Annotated in this window: 16 protein-coding genes; 9 read left to right on the top strand and 7 right to left on the bottom strand. The window is 61.5% G+C overall.

The window, feature by feature from the left end; genetic code table 11:
- Positions 1-104 precede the first annotated feature (104 nt).
- From EN804_RS29820 to EN804_RS29805, 4 genes are all read left to right on the top strand, one after another.
- The gene (locus EN804_RS29820) at positions 105-1,385 is read left to right on the top strand and encodes a nucleotide sugar dehydrogenase (RefSeq protein WP_127275383.1); all 1,281 of its coding nucleotides are present in this window, start codon (positions 105-107) and stop codon (positions 1,383-1,385) included.
- Between the two features lie 199 nt (positions 1,386-1,584).
- On the top strand, positions 1,585-2,379 hold the full coding sequence (locus tag EN804_RS29815) for a class I SAM-dependent methyltransferase (RefSeq protein ID WP_135921917.1): 795 nt from the start codon (positions 1,585-1,587) through the stop codon (positions 2,377-2,379).
- Positions 2,380-2,452: 73 nt separating this feature from the next.
- Entirely contained in the window at positions 2,453-4,423 is a 1,971-nt protein-coding gene (asnB, locus tag EN804_RS29810) for an asparagine synthase (glutamine-hydrolyzing) (RefSeq protein ID WP_127870446.1), read from the top strand.
- 176 nt (positions 4,424-4,599) lie between these two features.
- Positions 4,600-5,868: an O-antigen ligase gene (locus EN804_RS29805; RefSeq protein WP_127275380.1), complete on the top strand. Its 1,269-nt coding sequence runs from the start codon at positions 4,600-4,602 to the stop codon at positions 5,866-5,868.
- 51 nt (positions 5,869-5,919) lie between these two features.
- On the opposite strand, the gene EN804_RS29800 is transcribed toward EN804_RS29805, so the two are convergent.
- The 3 genes from EN804_RS29800 to EN804_RS29790 all read right to left on the bottom strand — a co-directional run bounded on the left by EN804_RS29800 (position 5,920) and on the right by EN804_RS29790 (position 9,476).
- Complete coding sequence (locus EN804_RS29800) at positions 5,920-6,681, bottom strand: alpha/beta hydrolase (RefSeq protein ID WP_348629800.1); 762 nt, start codon at positions 6,679-6,681, stop codon at positions 5,920-5,922.
- 63 nt (positions 6,682-6,744) lie between these two features.
- Entirely contained in the window at positions 6,745-8,232 is a 1,488-nt protein-coding gene (locus EN804_RS29795) for an NAD-dependent succinate-semialdehyde dehydrogenase (RefSeq protein ID WP_135921916.1), read from the bottom strand.
- A gap of 17 nt (positions 8,233-8,249) precedes the next feature.
- The gene (locus tag EN804_RS29790; protein WP_135921915.1) at positions 8,250-9,476 is read right to left on the bottom strand and encodes an iron-containing alcohol dehydrogenase; all 1,227 of its coding nucleotides are present in this window, start codon (positions 9,474-9,476) and stop codon (positions 8,250-8,252) included.
- A gap of 156 nt (positions 9,477-9,632) precedes the next feature.
- Between EN804_RS29790 and EN804_RS29785 the strand changes: the two genes are divergently transcribed.
- The 5 genes from EN804_RS29785 (at position 9,633) to EN804_RS29765 (ending at position 14,592) form a co-directional block, all read left to right on the top strand.
- A complete protein-coding gene (locus EN804_RS29785; RefSeq protein WP_135881779.1) occupies positions 9,633-10,334 on the top strand; it encodes a GntR family transcriptional regulator in 702 nt (233 codons plus the stop codon).
- 11 nt (positions 10,335-10,345) lie between these two features.
- A complete protein-coding gene (locus EN804_RS29780; RefSeq protein ID WP_135864941.1) occupies positions 10,346-11,938 on the top strand; it encodes a sugar ABC transporter ATP-binding protein in 1,593 nt (530 codons plus the stop codon).
- Positions 11,926-12,924: an ABC transporter permease gene (locus EN804_RS29775; protein WP_135864939.1), complete on the top strand. Its 999-nt coding sequence runs from the start codon at positions 11,926-11,928 to the stop codon at positions 12,922-12,924. The genes EN804_RS29780 and EN804_RS29775 overlap by 13 nt, the downstream gene beginning before the upstream one ends.
- Positions 12,925-12,979: 55 nt before the next feature.
- Complete coding sequence (locus tag EN804_RS29770) at positions 12,980-13,930, top strand: substrate-binding domain-containing protein (protein ID WP_127870439.1); 951 nt, start codon at positions 12,980-12,982, stop codon at positions 13,928-13,930.
- A gap of 68 nt (positions 13,931-13,998) precedes the next feature.
- Positions 13,999-14,592 carry a DJ-1/PfpI family protein gene (locus tag EN804_RS29765; protein ID WP_127275508.1) on the top strand — a complete coding sequence of 198 codons (594 nt, stop codon included), beginning with the start codon at positions 13,999-14,001 and terminating at the stop codon, positions 14,590-14,592.
- Between the two features lie 110 nt (positions 14,593-14,702).
- Here the strand turns inward: EN804_RS29765 and EN804_RS29760 are convergent, their stop codons facing one another.
- The 4 genes from EN804_RS29760 to EN804_RS29745 all read right to left on the bottom strand — a co-directional run bounded on the left by EN804_RS29760 (position 14,703) and on the right by EN804_RS29745 (position 18,926).
- Positions 14,703-15,902, bottom strand: a complete 1,200-nt coding sequence (locus EN804_RS29760; RefSeq protein ID WP_135921914.1) for a mandelate racemase/muconate lactonizing enzyme family protein — start codon at positions 15,900-15,902, stop codon at positions 14,703-14,705.
- Positions 15,903-15,911: 9 nt separating this feature from the next.
- Positions 15,912-16,238, bottom strand: coding sequence for an NIPSNAP family protein (locus EN804_RS29755; RefSeq protein ID WP_127275484.1), 327 nt, complete (start codon positions 16,236-16,238; stop codon positions 15,912-15,914).
- A 104-nt stretch (positions 16,239-16,342) separates the two neighbouring features.
- Positions 16,343-17,701, bottom strand: a complete 1,359-nt coding sequence (locus EN804_RS29750) for a mandelate racemase/muconate lactonizing enzyme family protein (protein WP_135921913.1) — start codon at positions 17,699-17,701, stop codon at positions 16,343-16,345.
- 58 nt (positions 17,702-17,759) lie between these two features.
- Complete coding sequence (locus tag EN804_RS29745) at positions 17,760-18,926, bottom strand: mandelate racemase/muconate lactonizing enzyme family protein (RefSeq protein ID WP_127870437.1); 1,167 nt, start codon at positions 18,924-18,926, stop codon at positions 17,760-17,762.
- Between the last annotated feature and the right edge of the window lie 23 nt (positions 18,927-18,949).

The raw sequence follows: 18,949 nt of genomic DNA, 5'->3' as shown, positions 1-18,949 counted from the left end.
CGCTATTTTGAGTGGAGAGTTCCCACTTCGCAACTACACATCGTTGAATTGGCGTGCAGCCTGCCATACAAGCGCTGGACATAAGTGACTTAGGAACTCCGCCGATGTCCGAACGCATCGCCGTTATCGGTCTGGGATATGTCGGCCTGCCGGTAGCCGTCGCGTTTGGGAAAGTTTTCCCGGGCACCATTGCTTTCGATATAAGCGAAAGCCGGATTGAGGAATTGCGTCGCGGCGTCGATCGCACCGGAGAGGTCGACACGGCGGCGATCAAGGAATCCTCGATCGCGCTTACGACCGACCGAGAGATGTTGAAAGGCGCGACTTTCTTCATCGTTGCCGTGCCAACGCCTATCGACATCAACCGTGCTCCCGATCTTTCGCCTTTGAAACTGGCATCGGAGCTTGTCGGTGAAGCGGTGAGCAAAGGCGCCGTCGTCGTTTTCGAATCGACGGTCTATCCAGGCGTGACCGAGGAATTTTGCGGGCCGATCATCGAGCATATATCCGGCCTGCGGCATCCTCATGACTTCGCGCTCGGCTATTCGCCTGAAAGGGCGAACCCAGGCGATCGGGAACACTCGCTGCGGCGGATCATCAAAGTCGTCTCCGGTGAGAACGCAGAGACGCTGGAGCGCGTAGCCAGCGTCTATGGGAGCATCATCGATGCCGGCGTCTACCGCGCGCCGTCGATCAAGGTGGCCGAAGCGGCGAAGGTCATCGAGAACACACAGCGCGACCTCAACATCGCGCTGATGAATGAACTGGCAATGATCTTTGAACGGCTTGAGATCCGCACGCAGGATGTCATTGATGCCGCATCGACAAAATGGAACTTCCTCCCCTTCAAGCCGGGCTTCGTCGGCGGTCACTGCATCAGCGTCGATCCGTATTATCTGACTGCCAAGGCGGAGGCCGAAGGCTACCATCCGCAGATTATCCTCGCCGGACGCCGCATCAACGACGGCATGGGAGCCTTCGTTGCCCAGCAAGTCGTCAAACAGTTGATCCGCTCGGACATATCAGTCAAAGGAGCCTCCGTCGGCATTCTCGGACTGACCTTCAAGGAGGACGTTCCGGATTTGCGCAACAGCCGCGTGTTCGACATGGTCAAGGAACTGAGACAGTTCGGCATCGTGCCCAAGCTTCACGATCCCCTTGCCGACGCCGAATCCGCTCGACGCGATCACGGCGAAACGATTCTGCCGCTCGATGAGATAAGCGATTTGCAGGCGCTTGTCTTGGCGGTACCGCACAACGTCTATCTCACCAGTGAGAGAGCGCGTCTTTTTCAAATGATCAAGCAGGGCGGGACGCTGTTCGACATCAAGTCTGCCATCAAGCCGAATGAAATCCCTGACAATTTAAAGTATTGGAGTCTGTAAGGCTCGGCCTGAATTCAACACTGGGATCTACCGTGAGGTTAAGCAGGCCGATTCTGACCACCGACGCAGCCGGTCTTAGAGGATTCCATCTCCACAAGAGGCGGGCGTGGCTCGACTGGCTGAACGCATTCGTTTCGGGACTTCTATCTGGCATCAGCTAAGGCTTCGGTCATTCGGAAAGGGCGACGGTGGGAAGCTTATGAACGCGCGTTATGATTTCGGCCGCAACTGGTCCGAGCTTGCCGCGCGCTTCGAGGACGAGCATCTGGATCGGGCTTGCGAGGATCTTCGCCGCCTGGTGGGCGATCTGGAGGGGAAGACATTTCTCGACATGGGCTGCGGATCGGGCCTGCATTCAGCGGCCGCTCTTCGGCTGGGGGCAGCGAAGGTTCACGCCGTTGACTATGATCCGGGTTGTGTCGAAACGACCAAGGCCGTGCTTTCTCGCTTCGCGCCGGAAGCCGAATGGAGCGTGGAGCGTGCCGATATCCTCGACAGGGCGTCGCTTCCGACCGGGACGTTCGATGTCGTCTACTCGTGGGGCGTCCTGCATCACACGGGCGACATGTGGGCGGCGATCAGCAACGCAGCCGGCCTCGTTGGTCACGGCGGAAGATTTGGCATTGCGATCTACCTGAAAACGCCACTTTGCGGACTGTGGACGGTCGAAAAAAGGCTCTACTCCTCTCATCGCTGGCTGCGGCCTCCGGTCAAAGCGCTGTTTGTCTCGGTCTACATGTCGGCGAGAACGCTGCGCCATCGGGACACGATCTCGTTTGTAAAGAACTATCGCGCGCGCCGAGGCATGGAATTCCTGGCGGATGTCGACGACTGGCTAGGCGGCTATCCCTATCAATCCACCTCGGCCGAAGAGTTGGAGACGTCAGTCGAAAAACTTGGGTTTCGCACGAAGCGGCGCTTCAATGCAGTGCCTGGGATTGGCCTCTTCGGCACCGGCTGTGGTGAATGGTGTTTCGAGCGAATGGATTTATAGCCGCTGGTTCCCTCCTCTGATTTCGCGGCAGAGAGAGAAAGAACCGAGCCTGGTCATTGGAGAGTAACGCCGGATGTGCGGTATCGTCGGCATTGTGGGTGGAGCGGCCGCGACAAGCAGCGGCCCCTTCAGCGTGCGCCGCATGGCGGACATGATCCGGCATCGCGGACCGGATGGCGACGGCATCTGGACTGACGCCGAGGCCGGGGTCGCGCTCAGTCAGCGCCGACTGGCAATCATCGACCTGTCATCGGCCGGCGCGCAGCCGATGATTTCGCACAGCGGTCGCTATGTCATCGTCTTCAATGGAGAAATCTACAATCACGGCGAGATGCGGACGCATCTCGATCGGGACTTCGGCGCTCATGCATGGCGCGGTCATTCCGACACCGAGACCTTTCTGGCTGCAATCGAGGAGCTTGGAACCAACAAAGCGCTTGGACTGGCTGTCGGCATGTTTGCTTTCGGCTTGTGGGACCGCAAGGAGAGAACGCTCGTTCTCGGACGTGATCGCCTGGGGGAAAAGCCGTTATATTATGGCCGGATCGGCAAGGCCTTCGCGTTTGCTTCGGAACTCAAGGCCTTTCAACCGCTGCCGGATTGGCGCCCGGACATTGACCGGAATGCGCTGGCTTTGCTGATGCGCCACAATTACATCCCCGCGCCTTACAGCATTTACCAAGGCATTCGCAAATTAAGACCCGGCCATCTCCTCGTCCTTTCCGACCCGATGCGTGAGCCACATGTCGAGAGCTATTGGAGCGCCAGGGAAGCCGCTGAACAAGGCCAGCGCGACCCTTTTCAAGGGAGCCCCGAAGAGGCGGTCGACGAACTCGAACGTCATCTTCGCCGCGCCCTCGAAGGGCAGATGATCGCTGACGTGCCGCTCGGCGCCTTCCTCTCGGGCGGCATCGATTCTTCCGCCATCGTGGCGGTCATGCAGTCGATCAGTTCGCGACCGGTACGGACCTTCACGATCGGATTTGACGAAGTCGGCTACAACGAGGCGGGCCATGCCAAGGAAGTCGCGCGCCACCTTGGCACCGACCATACGGAACTTTATCTCAGCGAGCGGGATGCGCTAGAGGTTGTGCCCAATCTGCCCGGCATTTATTGTGAGCCCTTCTCCGACTCCTCGCAAATCCCGACATTCCTCGTCTCCAAACTGGCGCGTGGCAGCGTTACCGTGGCGTTGTCGGGCGATGGCGGCGACGAGCTGTTCTCCGGCTACACGCGCTACGCACTCGCCGATGCGTTATGGAACAAGCTTTCCCGCGTCCCGATGGGGCTGCGCCGCGCGTCGGCCAGCCTGGCGACACTGCCCTCGCCCGGTCTCTACAACAATGTCGCGGGTGGGATCATGCCGCTTCTGCCGCAGCGCCTGCGCCGCGAGCGCGTCGGCGACAAGATCCACAAGGCGGCGTCGGTTCTTTCATTGCGAACAATGGACGATGTCTACCGCCGCCTCTGCTCGCATTGGGAAGCGACCGAAATCATCCCGGATGCGGACGAGCCGCCCACCATGCTGACGGGATTGGAGGCGCTTCCAGCGCTGCCGGGCAACGTCGAGCGGATGATGTACATCGATATGATGAGCTATTTGCCGGACGACATCCTGGTAAAGGTTGATCGCGCGGCAATGGCAGTCAGCCTCGAGACCCGCGTGCCGCTGCTTGACCACCGGCTGATAGGCTTTGCACTTTCGCTGCCGCTTTCCATCCTGCGAGCCGGCGACCAGACAAAGTGGCCGCTCAGGCAACTGCTTTATCGACATGTTCCGAAAGCGCTCGTCGAACGTCCGAAAATGGGCTTCGGCGTGCCCATCGACACCTGGCTGCGCGGCGCGCTTCGCGAATGGGCGGAGGCGCTGCTCGACGAGCGCCGATTGCGGGAAGACGGGTTCTTTCGAGCCGATGCAATCCGGCGCGCGTGGTCTGAGCACCTCTCCGGACACCGTAACAATCAGTATCTGCTTTGGGACGTCCTGATGTTCCAATCCTGGCAGGAAGGAACCCAGGGAGCTTCATCGGCGGTCGCTGCCTGAACAGGCATCAGGGCCAGTTTTTTTCACTCGCGCAGCCGGATCGGGAGCGAGACGGTCCCGCACTATCAGATACCTGAGCAAGCAGCTATACGGGTTCGAGGACAGGGGCGAAGCACGGGTGAGCAAGGATCGTTCGAACGATTCGCACGCGACCCGGAACATTGCGAAGCAAGGCATTGAACTCGTTTACATCGCTGCGGCGCCACCTGACGGCAGAACAGGTCAACCGTGGCTTCTCGATCATCTGCTTCTTTTCGCCGCCAGTGCTCGGGTCGGTGGTGAGCTTCGTATTTCATGGTGGAGCGCTCTGGTCGGTGGTGTTGCTGGTCGCCAGGCGACGCCGCTTGAACATCGACCGGCCGATGCTCGCCATGACCCTTGCGATCTATGCCTATTGCGCGGCGATGGTCCTGGCATCGATCGTCAACGGCACCCTGCGGGCTGATGTCACGCACTTCCTGCCGCTGATCACCTTGTTGGTGTTCCCGATCTCCTATTCGACCTGGAGCATCACCGACAAGGCGACGCTTGCACGCATTGCTGTGCGGGCCAGCGCGGCAGCATGTGCCGGAGCGCTGGTGCTGACCATTGTCCAATATTACTGGATCGGGATGCTGAGAGCCGAAGGAGGGGCTGGAAATCCGATCGTGTTCGCGACGGTCACCTGCCTCGCCGTGATGATGTGCCTTGCGGGCGCTGTGTCGGGAATAGAGAAAGCCTGGAAGACACTCACCGTCGCCGTACTCGCCGGCGCCGTAGCGACCGTCTATTCCGGCTCGCGCATGATCTGGGTAGCCTTGCTGATCGCCATTGTCGCCGTCCTTGTGATCAATCGCCAGAGATTCACGCGATCGAATATGAGGCGGTTGCTGGTGATTGCGGGCGCCTGCTGCCTGCTCACCGCGGCAATCACCTCTCCAATCATCGTAGGTCGCACTCATTTTCTGTTCGATGACTGGAACGCCCTCGCCACCAAGGATGATCATTCCACTCCGCTCGGGCTACGCGTTGGGCTCTGGGACATTGGGATGGATGCATTTCGCGAAGCGCCATTTTTCGGCCACGGCATATCCGCCAGCCGGGCGATTTCACAGCAGGGTTTCAAAAAGCAATTTGGGGTGAGCCAGGGCTTCAACCATTTTCACAACGGCTTTCTGACAGCCTTGGTGCAGGCCGGACTTGTTGGCGCGTTATCATTGGCGGCGATCTTCATCGTCGCGATCTGGAACGCAACGAGGGTTCTTCGCTTCAGTGCCGATCCGTTAGAGAGGTTCGGGGCGACCATGATAGTGGTCGCCGTCATCGTATACCTTGTTGGTGGCCTAACAGGCATCCTTGTCGGCCACGACATTCTCGATTCAACGCTAATGATCTTCCTGATTTCGGGCACATACTTGGCTTGCGGACGAACCGTTTCGCCGATCCGTGAAAGTCAGACGACATAACGGCTGCCGCGACGGCAGGCCCGTGATGTTCTCGCGGGCCGCGTGTCGAATTTATGCGGCCACGACGACGTGGTGAAGCCAGTCGCCCGCGATTGTCCCGCGCAGCCCTAAATCACGTACGCTGTCCATGTGGTTGCGCGCCGTGAGCACGCCCATCGATACACTCAGGTCCTGCCCTATCAGACGATCAGCAAACAATCTGGCTTGCAGGTGAAACGGCTGTGTTTCCCGCTCGCCGACCAACATCCTGACTTTTGTCCGCGAAGAGTGGGATTTGCTTATCGGCGAAAATGCCGCAACTTCCGCGTCGGTCAAGCCTATCAAAGGCTCGAGGAAGGAATGCTGAAGAGGCTTCAAATCATACAGGCCGCCGAGCAGAAGTGCCGCCGAGGGGGGATGTGTCGAATCCTCGTTGAACAAAAAGGTCGCCAGATGCGCGCCGGCGGAATGGCCACTGACGCTTAGCCGACCGGGATCGCCGCCATGGCTGGCGATATTATCCTGCACCCATTGCCTCGCGCGCCGGACCTGGTCGACGATTGCCGCCATCCTGACGGCAGGCATCAGCGCATAGTCGATCACGACCGCGATTGCCCCTGCGCTCGTGACCGTTTCGGCAACGTAGGAATAATCGCTTTTGGTGAACATGCGCCAATAGCCGCCATGGATGAAGATGTGCACCGGGAGGTCCTTGCGCGGTCCCTCCGGAAAGAACAGGTCGAGACGCTCGGCCTCGTGCGAACCATAGGCGACATCCGCCAGCATAGGCAGCGAAGCCCGCGTCGCAGCGCTGCGGGCGACGATATCGGCCACGATGTCATCGAAATCGGCAACGTGGTCGCGGGTGCGAAAAGGATCCTTCGACATGGCGTCCGCTCAAAAGGTTACAGCGATGTATTTGGCCTCCATGAACTCGGAGATACCGTGGTGCTGGCCCCCTTCCCGTCCTAGGCCGCTCTGCTTGACTCCGCCAAAGGGCGCGGCGGGATCCGACATCAAGCCGCGGTTGAGGCCGATCATGCCGGCCTCGATCTCCGAAGCAACCCGCATGCCGCGCGCCATATCGCGGGTGTAGAGGTAAGCGGCAAGGCCGTATTCGGTGTCGTTGGCGTGGAGGATGGCCTGTGCCTCGCTCTCGAAGCGGGTGATGGGCGCCACCGGTCCGAAGATTTCTTCATGCGCCATGTCAGCGTCCGGCGAGACTTCGGACAAGACGGTCGGAGGATAGAAAAAACCATCTCCCTCAAGCACCGAGCCGCCGCACAGCACCTTGGCACCCCGATTGACCGCATCCTTGACCAACCGGTCGATCTTGTCGACCGCCTTCTTGGTGATCATGGGTCCACATTCGGTGTCCGCCTTGGTGCCGGCGCCGATCTTGAGCGCGGCCATGCGCCGGGACAGGCCGTCGGCGAACGCATCGTGGATGCCCGACTGGACGTAGATGCGATTGGCGGCCGTACAGGCTTCGCCGGCATTGCGCATTTTGGCGATCATGGCGCCATCGAGGGCCGCACCGAGATCAGCATCGTCGAAGACAATGAAGGGTGCATTGCCGCCGAGTTCCATGGAACAGGAAATCACATGTTTGGCGGCCTCGGCGAGCAAGGCCCGGCCGACCCCGGTCGAACCGGTAAAGGAGAGCTTCCTGACGCGCGGATCGGCCAGCATGGCCGACGTCAGGGGGCCTGGGGTCGACGTCGTCAGCACGTTCACGACACCGTCCGGAACGCCGGCTTCGCTGTAGAGCGCGGCCAGCGCATAGGCCGTCAGCGGCGTCTCGCTGGCCGGCTTCAAAATGACCGTGCAGCCCGCCGCGAGGGCCGGTGCGATCTTGCGTGTCGCCATCGCGGCAGGGAAATTCCAAGGTGTGATGAGGACGCAGATGCCGATCGGCTGGTAGTCGACCACGATCCGGTTGGTCCCGGACGGAGCGGTGCCAAACTCACCGGTGATGCGAACAGCTTCTTCGGCGTTCCAGCGGAAGAATTCGGCCGCGTAAGCCACCTCGCCGCGCGCGTCGCGCAGGGCCTTGCCGTTCTCCAGCGAAATCAGCATGGCAAGCGTCTCCGACCGCTCGACCATCAGTTCGAAACAGCGCCTGAGAATCTCGGAGCGTTTGCGTGGCGCGGTCTCACGCCACCCCTTGGCGGCTTTGGCCGCTGCCTCGACCGCAGCGGTGGCGTCCTCCAGGGTCGCATCGGGAACCGCCGCGATCACCGCCCCGGAGGATGGATCGGTGACCTCGATGAGCCTGCCGTCGGCAGACGGCAGCCATTGTCCGCCGATATAGAGCCGGTGCGGGAAACCTCGCACATCGTAGGGATCCTGATCGAGCTGGAAGGCATTGTAAGGAAGGTTCATCGTCTTGTTCCTGACGTTCACATGGCGCAGGCGGTGAGATCGCCGTCATAGGCCGCCTGGACAAGGCGGCGCATGGCGGCGAGGTCGAATGGGCGCGGGTTGTTCTTGATCAGACGATCGATGCCAAGCGCCTGCTCGGCGGTCCAGTCGAGCCTGTCGGCCGGAAGCCCCAGACCGGCCAGCGTCGGAGTGATACCGATCGCGGCGAACAAGCGTTTGATCTCCTCGATGGTCGCTTCCGCCATTTCGTCGGCGCCACGACCGTTCGCCTCAAGGCCGAGAGCAATCCCTATCTCGGCGATTTCCGCCGCGGCCACACGGCTGTTGTAGCTCATGACATAAGGCATCATCGTCGCCACCCCCAGCCCATGCGGCGTGTGCGTGAGCGCGCCGGCCGGGTATTGCACCGCGTGCGCCGCCGCCGTGCCAGCAGTGCCGAAGGCGCAACCCGCAGCCAGCGCTCCCATCATCACGTCGGCGCGCGCCTCGGCGTCATCGCCGTCGGCGCACGCCTTCTCCAGACTGCGGCCGAGCAGTTTGACGGCCAGCAGCGCGAAATGATCGGTCAACGGCGTTTTGCCGATGAAAACGTGGCGCTGCGGCAGGCTGAAGTCACCGTCCCGACGCATGGCCGTGAAGGCCTCGATCGCATGGGTGAGCGCGTCGGCACCGGCGATCGCGGTCAGGCCCCGCGGACAGGTCATTGTCAGTTCGGGGTCGCAGATGGCAACCGCGGCAATGAGATGGGGGCTCGATATGCCTACTTTGAGCGTCCGGTCCGGATCGGATATCACCGCGACGGGCGTCACCTCCGATCCTGTGCCGGCCGTGGTCGGTATGGCGATGAGCGGCAGCGTTGGTCCCGGGACTTTGAACTCGCCATAGTAGCCCTGCAACTCGCCACCGTGGCTGATCAGCAAGGCGGCGCATTTGGCGAAATCGAGACAGCTGCCGCCGCCGATGCCGATCACCATGTCGGGCCGGAAGCCCCTCGCTTCCTCGACGCAGACCGCCACCGAGTCGCGCGGCACGTCAGGGAGGACACTGTCGTGAACCAGCACGTCGATCGATGCTGCCTGCAAGGATTCCATGATTTCGGCAAACACCGCCGTGCCGGCGAAACGCTCGTCGGTGCAGACAAGGGCGCGTCGGCCATGGCGACCGGCCACGGCCGGCAGCGCATGACGTTGCCCCTTTCCGAATAGAATTTCGCGTGGGAGCCGGAGGGCTGTGAGAAGGCTCATGACAGGCTGCATCCTTGAGGGTGTCGGAGAAACTCGCATTGCAAAATCCGCACCGAAGGGGTCCTGAACTGAACGGCGCCGATAAAATCGTATAGGATATAGTATTGCATCGGTCAAACCCTCGTGTTAGCAGTCTCCCCTGTCGAGAGGCGAAAGATGCAACCTGTCAGTTTGAGCAATAATGGTGAGACGCCCACGGGAGCGGGCCGCATCCAGCGCGCGAGCAGCCTGGCCGAGGACGTTTACGAGGCCATCTTCGGGCAGCTGATGTCGCTGAAGATCGCGCCCGGTTCACGCATCACCGTCGACAATCTGGTTAAGGAATTCGACGTTTCCCATACGCCGATCCGCGAGGCGCTCGGGCGTCTGGAAGGCGAAGGCCTGGTTCTGAAAACGCATCTGATCGGATACCGCGCCGCACCGCAGATCACCCGGCGCCGTTTCGACGAATTGTACGAAATGCGTCTCCTGCTCGAACCGCACGGCGCGGCGAAGGCCGCCGCCGCGATGGACGAGGCCAAACTCGGCACACTGCTTGAGGCGGCAGGCGTGATGTCGCGCCGCGAAGGCAAGGACGAGCGCCTGCGTTATTCAAACTTCGCCCGGCAAGACGCGATTTTCCACGACAAGATCATGGAATATGCCGAAAACGAGCTCATTCGCGAGACGCTGGGTCATCAACACACCCACTTCCACATATTCCGCCTGATGTACCACTCCCGCGTCACCGAGGAGGCGCTGGACGAGCATGAGGCGATCCTCGCCGCGTTCGGCTCAGCCGATCCCGATGCCGCCGCGAAAGCAATGCGCGCCCACATCGAGCACTCGCGCGATCGCCTGCTGCCGGCCTTCGATTGAGGCCTGAACGAATGTCCATTACCGCCAATATTGCCGCAGAGCGAGGACGTGCGCTGCCTGGCGGCAACGCGCCCGCGGCCGCGGAGCCGGTGCTACGCGCTCAGGGTCTCTCGAAACAATATGGGCCGGTCACCGTGCTCTCCGACGTGACGCTCGACATCCTGCCGGGCGAGATCCATGCCATTATCGGCGAGAACGGCGCCGGAAAATCCACACTGATGCGGCTGCTGTCCGGCTATGCCGAGCCAACCCGTGGCACCTTGTCCATGGCCGGTCGGCCGGTGACGTTCGCCAAGCCCGACCAGGCCCAGGAAGCCGGCATTGCCCTCGTCCACCAAGAGATCCTGCTCGCCGAAGCACTTACGGTGACGGACAACCTGTTTCTCGGCCGCGAGCTTTCGCGCCGCCATGTCATGGACGACCGCGCCATGCGGGGGCTGGCAGCCGAAAAGCTGGCGCAGATCGGCTGCCCGGTCTCGCCGACCGCGCTGGTGCGCGACATCTCTCTGGCTGACCGCCAACTGGTCCAAATTGCCCGTGCCCTGCTCGACGATTACAAGGTCGTGATCTTCGACGAGCCGACCGCCGTGCTGACCGGCGCGGAAGTGGATCGGCTCCTCGAAATCGTCCTGCAATTGAGAGCCCACGGCACAGCCGTCCTCTACATCAGCCATCGGCTGGACGAAGTGCGGCAGCTTGCCGACAAGGTAACCGTGCTGCGCGACGGCAGGATGGTCGGTACCTATCCGGGCACCGCCCTGACGCAGATGGACATGGCGCGGCTGATGGTCGGCCGCGAGCTTGCAGCCCTCTATCCGCAGAAGAGCACACCGTCCAGCGAGCCTATGCTGAGCGTAAAAAACGCCACCGTCCCGGGCTACGCCGAGGATGTCTCTTTCACCCTCCACAAGGGCGAAATTCTTGGCTTTGCCGGCATGATCGGCGCGGGCCGCACGGAACTGTTCGAAGGGCTGGTAGGCCTGCGGCCGGCCCATGCGGAGATCGAACTCCGGGGACGACCCGTCCGGATCCACTCGCAACGCGAAGCGATCGACGCAGGCATCGGCTATCTGACCGAGGATCGAAAAAGCAAAGGCCTGCTCCTCGATGAGCGCCTGGCGCCCAACCTGACGCTTTCGGCGTTGGAGCGGTTTCATCCCACACTGGTTCTCGGCAGAAGCCGCGAAGCGGCCGCACTGGCGGAGGCCGTCCGGAGCTACGACATCCGGCTCAAGACCCTTGGTGTCAAGGCGGGGCAACTTTCCGGCGGCAACCAGCAGAAACTGCTGCTCGCCAAGGTGCTGCTTACCAATCCCTCGGTGGTCATCATCGATGAGCCGACCCGTGGCATCGATATCGCCAACAAGGCTCAAATCTACGCCTTCATTCACGCCATCGTTGGCAGCGGCAAAGCCTGCATCGTCATCTCGTCGGAAATGCAGGAGCTGATCGGCATCTGCAATCGCATCCTCGTCATGCGTGAGGGCCGTCTGACCGGCGAACTCCAGGGCGCCGAGATGACCGAAAGCAATGTGGCGCTGCTGGCGACAAGCGGCCCGAAACCGAGGCCAATGGCCAAGGGAGGAACAGAATGGCTGTCATAACCGGATCCCCATCCACGCATCGCGCCGGCGATTTGAACATCACCTGGACCGACGTGGGTCCCTTCCTGGCATTGGCCGCCCTGCTGGTGGCCGGCTTCCTCATCAATCCGGACTTCCTCTCCGCAACCAATCTCGCCAACGTTATCACCCGCAGCGCCTTCATCGCCATCATCGCGGTCGGTGCGACGTTCGTAATCTCGTCGGGAGGGCTCGATCTCTCCGTCGGCTCGATGGCCGCCTTCGTCACCGGCATCACCATCATGTTCATGAACGCCGTGGCGCCACACGCCGGCCTGTGGGCGATACCGGCTGGAATGCTCGTGGCGATCCTGGTCGGCCTGCTGTGTGGCCTCGCCAACGGGCTGATCGTCACCATAGGCCGGATCGAACCGTTCATTGCGACGCTCGGCACAATGGGCATTTTCCGCGCGTTGATCACCTATCTGACCGATGGCGGCACGATACCGATCGACCGGTCGCTGCGCGAAGCCTATCGGCCGGTCTATTTCGGCACCGTCGGCGGTATACCGATTCCGATCCTGATATCGGTCGCCGTCGCCGCGATTGCATCGTTCGTCCTCTACAAGATGAAGTATGGGCGCAAATGCGCCGCGGTGGGCGCAAACGAGGACGTCGCGCGCTATTCCGGAATCTCCATCATCAAGACGCGCACCATCGCTTACATCGTCCAGGGCGTCTGCGTGGCCATCGCCGCGATCTGTTACGTGCCGCGTCTGGGCGCCGCAACGCCGACCACCGGACAGCTCTGGGAACTGCAGGTGATCACCGCCGTGGTGATCGGCGGCACGGCGCTGCGCGGCGGCAAGGGTCATGTCTGGGGAACCGTCGCCGGCGCTGTCATTCTGGAGCTGATCGCCAACCTCATGGTGCTGTCGGATTTCGTCTCCGAGTATCTGGTCGCAGCGGTCCAGGGCGTCATCATCATCATCGCGATGCTCATTCAGAGGTTTTCGAATTCGAAATAGCCCCGTGTCCGGACCACACGGGTGCGTAGTTGTGGGTCCAATCTGGGAGAAGAAAATGTTCAGTAGAAAATGGATGGCTGCGGCCGCGCTCGGCTCGCTGCTCCTCACGGGCCATGCCATGGCCGAGGACAAGAAAGTCATCGCCGTTTCGATACCGGCCGCCGACCATGGCTGGACCGCCGGCGTCGTCTATCACGCGCAGACGGCGGCCAAGGAAATCAACGCGGCCTTCCCCGGTGTCGAGGTCATCGTGAAGACATCGCCCTCTGCGGCCGAGCAGGTGTCGGCGATCGAGGATCTCTCGGCCTCCCGCAAGATCGATGCGCTGGTGATTCTGCCCTACTCGTCGGAAGAATTGACCGAGCCGGTCAAGGCCATCAAGGAGAAGGGCACCTTCATCACGGTCGTCGACCGAGGCCTGACCGACCCGACCGTCCAGAGCCTTTATGTGGCCGGCGACAACATCGCCGTCGGCCGCAACACGGCGAAATACATGATCGACAAGCTTGGCGGCAAGGGTGACCTGGTGGTCCTGCGCGGCATTCCGACCGTGATCGACGACGAGCGCATCAAAGGCTTCCAGGACGCCATCGCCGGCACCGGCCTCAAGGTTCTCGACATCCAGTACGCCCACTGGAACAGCGACGAAGCCTTCAAGCTGATGCAGGACTATCTCGCCAAATATCCCCATATCGACGCGGTGTGGGCGAACGACGACGACATGCTGCTGGGCGTGCTCGAGGCGGTCAAGCAGTCGGGCCGTACGGACATCAAGCTGGCGCTGGGCGGTAACGGCATGAAGGATATCGTCAAGAAGGTCATCGACGGCGACACCGTGACCCCCGTCGAGACGCCCTACCCGCCGTCCATGATCAAGACGGCCATCTACATGACCATGGCCAACCTGGTTGGCCAGGCCCCGGTTCGCGGCGCCGTCAAGCTGGACGCGCCGCTGATCACCAAGGACAACGCCAAGGAATATTATTTCCCCGACTCCCCGTTCTGAGACGAACGCAGTCAATGCGGGGCGCAGCCATGCTCGCCCACTCCTTTAACGCGACAGAGGACATGATCATGTCAGGCAAGAAAATATTGATGCTCACCGGCGAGTTCACCGAGGAGTACGAGATCTTCGTATACCAGCAGGCGATGGAAGCCGTCGGCCACACCGTCCACGTGGTCTGCCCGGACAAGAAGGCCGGAGACCTCATCAAGACCTCCCTGCACGACTTCGAAGGCGACCAGACCTACACAGAAAAGCTCGGCCATTTTCAGGTGATCAACAAGACGTTCGCCGAGGCGGAAAAGCAGCTCGATCAATACCACGCCGTATATTGCGCTGGCGGCCGCGGCCCGGAATACATCCGCACCGACAAACGGGTGCAAGCCATGGTGCGCCACTTCCACGATACCCAGAAGCCGATTTTCACGATCTGCCATGGGGTTCAGATCCTAATTGCCGTGGACGGCGTCGTGCGCGGCAAGAAGGTTGGCGCGCTCGCCGCCTGCGAACCGGAAGTGACGTTGGCCGGCGGCACTTACATCGACCTCTCGCCGACGGAGGCCTATGTCGACGGAACCATGGTGTCGGCCAAGGGTTGGACAGCCTTGGCCGCCTTCATTCGCGAGTGTCTGAAGGTTCTCGGGACCGAGATCCGCCATCCCTAGACTCGATCGGCGCATTTCAACAATGCGCCGATTTGCGTTGCGGCGAGATGTGCATCCACGCTTCTTTGAAGCAAGCCCTCGGTCGATGAGATCGAGGGCCGCCCTACCAATCAATCGAAGAAGCCGGCATCCTCCGCCAGCAAATACTTCCTGGCCCCTTCGGCATCGATATCGAGGCCGAGCCCCGGTGCCTCCAGCAGATCGACCATGCTGTCCTTCACGATCTGCTTGGGCAGTCCGATGACGATGTCGTTCCACCAGGGGTCCGAGGCGCTGGGATATTCGAACGCCACGTAGTTGGCGGGCAAGGTGGCGCAGACATTGATCAGCGCGCCGAGGCCCAGCAGGCCGTTCGCGGTGCCGTGCGGCGCCATCAGGATCGAGTGCATATAGGCGTGCTCGGCGACCCATTTGAGCTCGGCAATGCCGCCGATGTCGGCAGGATCCGGGCCGATGACGCGCACGGCCTGGGTCTCGATCAGTTCCTTGAAATTGTGCCTGAGGTAAATCTGCTCGCCGGTATGAATCGGCGTCGAGGTCGAGGTGGTCAGTTCTCGATAGGCTTGCGGATTGACCCACGGCACGTAATCGCCGGTCAGCATGTCCTCGAGCCACATCAAATTGTACTTCTCGACCGCGCGGGCGAACTTGATCGCGTCGGGCAGCATCCAGCCCGGGCCGCAGTCGAGCGCCAGGCTGACCTTGTCGCCCAGCACTTCCTTCATCGCCGCCACGCAGTCGAGCATGTGGTTGAAACCGCGCTCGCTGATCACGCCCTGGTCCATGGCGCCGTGATAACCGGCCTTCTTCTGCGTCACGCCGTAATGGAAGCCGTCGATGGAGTCCTTCATGTTGGAGTGGAACGAGATACCCTGCTTGACCATGAAGAAGTTCTGCGGCTGCTCCATCATCCATTTGACGTCGGCGGCATAATCCTCCGGCCGGTCGCCGGTGCGCTTGCGGCGGATCGAGCCGTTATAGACGCGCACCTTGTCGCGCACCTTGCCGCCGAGCAGCTTGTAGACCGGCACGCCCGCGGCCTTGCCGGCGATGTCCCACAGCGCATGCTCGATGGCGCTCACCGCCGCGCCATAGGGCTTGAACGAGCCGCGCTGGCGGATCTTCAGCATCACCCGCTCGACGTCGGTGGGATCCTCGCCGATCAGCGCCTCGCGGAAATGCAGCACGAAGGGTTTCAGGTAGGTCTTTGTGTATTCGACCTCGCCCAGGCCATAGAGGCCCTCGTCGGTTACGACGCGAACGATGGGATGCTTGCCGATAACGGCACAGCGAAGGTCGGTGATCTTCATGGCGCAGTCCTATTTCACAGACGAGAAAGCTGTCGGCGTGAGCATCTGGCTGCTGATATTGGCAACGATCTGCCCGTCGCGCTCAGACTCGTCCCGGGCCCTGTGCCATGCCGGATCGGTGACGAAAGCCGCCCATTTCGCCTCACGCTCGGCCAGCGATTCCCAGGCGAGGAAATAGGTGAGGCGATTGCTGTTTTCGCCGATCGCCGTGGTGAAAAACCCGGCTTGGCGGATGCCATGCCTCTCCCAGATGGCCAGCGTTTGGTCGGAAAAGCGCTTGAGCAAAGCCGGCAGCCTGCCCGGCAGGCAGTCATAGATACGCAGTTCGTAGATCATGGTTTCGTCCGTTTCTTTCTTGGCCTCTCCCTTGGGAGAGGTCGACACGAATGGTCGATCGTTGGCCCTGTGAGCCTAGGGGGAATGAGGATAAGGGGTCCGGGCTAACTCCAGGTCCGGTCCCAGCTATATTCATTGTCCCAATGCTCGGTGGATTGCCATATCCCCGTGACACCGGGCTGCAGATGCTGGCTGATCACCTCGTCGACCACATCGTCTATGCCCAGCCCCGGCTTGTCGGGCACGGTGATGAAGCCGTCCTTGACGAGCGGCTTGGGCAGGCCGGTGACGATATCGTCCCACCAGTCGACATCGGCGGAGTGGTATTCGAGCGCCATGAAGTTCTCGGTCGCGGTGGCGACATGCGCGGCGGCCATCGCGGCGATCGGACTTTCGGCCATATGGATCGCCATGGCGACACCGTGATCCTGCGCCATATCGCCGATCTTCTTGGTCTCGAGAATGCCCCCGCTGGTGAGCAGATCCGGGTGGATGACCGAGAGGCCGCCGCTCTTGAGCAGCGGCTCGAAGCCTTCCTTGAGGTAGATGTCCTCGCCGGTGCAGATCGGCACCGTGGTAGCCTGCTGCAATTGCCGGTACTGCTCGGTGTATTGCCAGGGGATCACGTCCTCCAGCCAGGCCGGAACGTATTTCTCGATACGGCGCGACAGGCGGATGCCATCCTGCAGCGAGATGTGGCCGACATGGTCGATGGCGAGCGGGATCTCGTATCCGATCACCTCGCGAACCTCGTGGATGTACTGCTCGAGCAGGTCGATCCCCTTTTCGGTGAAATGCAGGCCCGTGAACGGGTGCTGCACGTTCTGCGCGTCATAAGCGAGATTGCGGGCCTTGCGCTCCTCGAGCGTGCCGCCACGGCCGCGCGGATTGGCATGAAACCCTTCGAGCGCGCCGGCAGGCGCGGCCACGGCGCCCGGGACATGGGCGATCTGCATCAAGCCCAGGTCCATCTTGAGGAAGCTGAAACCCCGGTCCATGCGCTGCTTGAGGCGCTTTCCGGTTTCGGTGCCGCTCGGTTTCTCGGCGTCGGTATCGCAGTAGACACGTACCTTGTCTCGGAACCGTCCCCCAAGCATCTGGTAGATGGGGACGCCATAGGCCTTGCCGGCGAGATCCCAGAGGGCGATTTCGACTGCCGAGACGCCGCCGCCCTGCCGGCCATGCCCACCGAACTGCTTGATCCGGCGAAACAGGCGGTCGATGTCGCAAGGGTTCTCGCCAAGCAGCCGGCTCTTCAGCATCAGCGCGTAGATGGCGCTGGCGCCGTCGCGCACCTCGCCAAGTCCGACGATGCCCTGGTTGGTGTAGATCTTGAGCAGCGCCGAGGTGAACGGCGCGCCGACGATTTCGGCCACCCGCATGTCGGTGATGCGAAGCTCGGACGGCTTCGAGTTGGTGTTGACCCGGTTGAGGGCCTCGTCGGCTCCATCCGTCTTTGGCATGACTTATCCTCGTTCTGGTCGGCGGGGCCTGTCGCCCCGCATGCTGCCGATGACGTTGCTAGCCCAGTTGGATCTCATGGGCTTGCAGGTAATCGCGGTTCATCTCGATGCCGAGACCTGGCCTCAACGAAAGCTTGAGGCTGCCGTTCGAAACGTCGAGCGGCCTGTCGATAAGATGATCGTACTTGCCCAAATTCCACTCCGACGTTTCGAGCTTGTAGAAATTGGGAACGGTCATCATCACCTGCGCTCCCGCAACCACGTTGATCGGTCCCGCGGCGTCATGGGGTGAGACCGGGATGTAGTAGGCTTCGCACAGAGCGGAAATCTTTTTGAGTTCGGTTATGCCGCCGGTCCAGGTGACGTCGGGCATGATGTAGTCGGCGAGCTTGTTCTCGAGTACCGGGATGAAATCCCACTTGGTGTGGCCGCGCTCGCCCCACGAGATAGCGGCGCTGACCTTGTCGCGCACCTGCTTGAGGGCGTTAAGGCTCTCGGGCGGGCAAGGTTCCTCGAACCAGTCGATCTGGCCGGCTTCCTCGAGGCTGCGACAGAGGCGAATGGCGGTGGGGACGTCGAAGCGGCCATGCGCATCGATAAGGATGTCGACATCGGGGCCTGCCGTTTCGCGGATCAGAGCCGTGAGTTCGGCCGCCTCGCGCTCGTCCTTGCGGGTCATGCCGCCATCGAGGTAGCCGTCCCGCTGTTCACGCGACACGCCGTCGGCACCGCGACCCTGGTGGGGGAAAGGATCGAACTTGAGAGCTGTGTGCCCGGACTCGACAATGTCCAGGATCTCGCGGACCACAGCATCCTTGCTGGTGAATTTGGCCTGGTTGGGATGGGTATAGAGCGCGATTTCATCGCGGACCGGCCCGCCCAACAGTTCGTAGATCGGCTTGCCGAGGACTTTGCCCCTGAGATCCCAGAGAGCTATATCAATCGCGCTCACGCATTCGACCGCGGCGCCACGGCTGCCCATATAGGTGAAGCTGCGGAATATCTTGTGCCAGAGGTATTCGATGCGCGCCGGATCCTCTCCTGTCACCGCGGCTCCGATCTGTCGAAGGATCGTGCAGAGCGCGCGGTTGGCTAGCTTGGTGGTGGTGGTGATCTCTCCCCAGCCACTCACCCCCTCGTCTGTCGTCACCTCGACGAACAGGAATTCCCCCCAATAAGAAGCACCAGACTTGATCAGCCACGGCCGAACGCTCGTGATTTTCATTTCAATACCTTTGTCAGCAATGG

Origin of the sequence: Mesorhizobium sp. M8A.F.Ca.ET.161.01.1.1 (genome assembly GCF_004792105.1) — a bacterium.
In the GTDB taxonomy this organism is placed as follows: Bacteria; Pseudomonadota; Alphaproteobacteria; order Rhizobiales; family Rhizobiaceae; genus Mesorhizobium.
The sequence above is the reverse complement of the archived record's forward strand: the minus strand, read 5'-3'. Positions and strand labels throughout refer to the sequence as shown.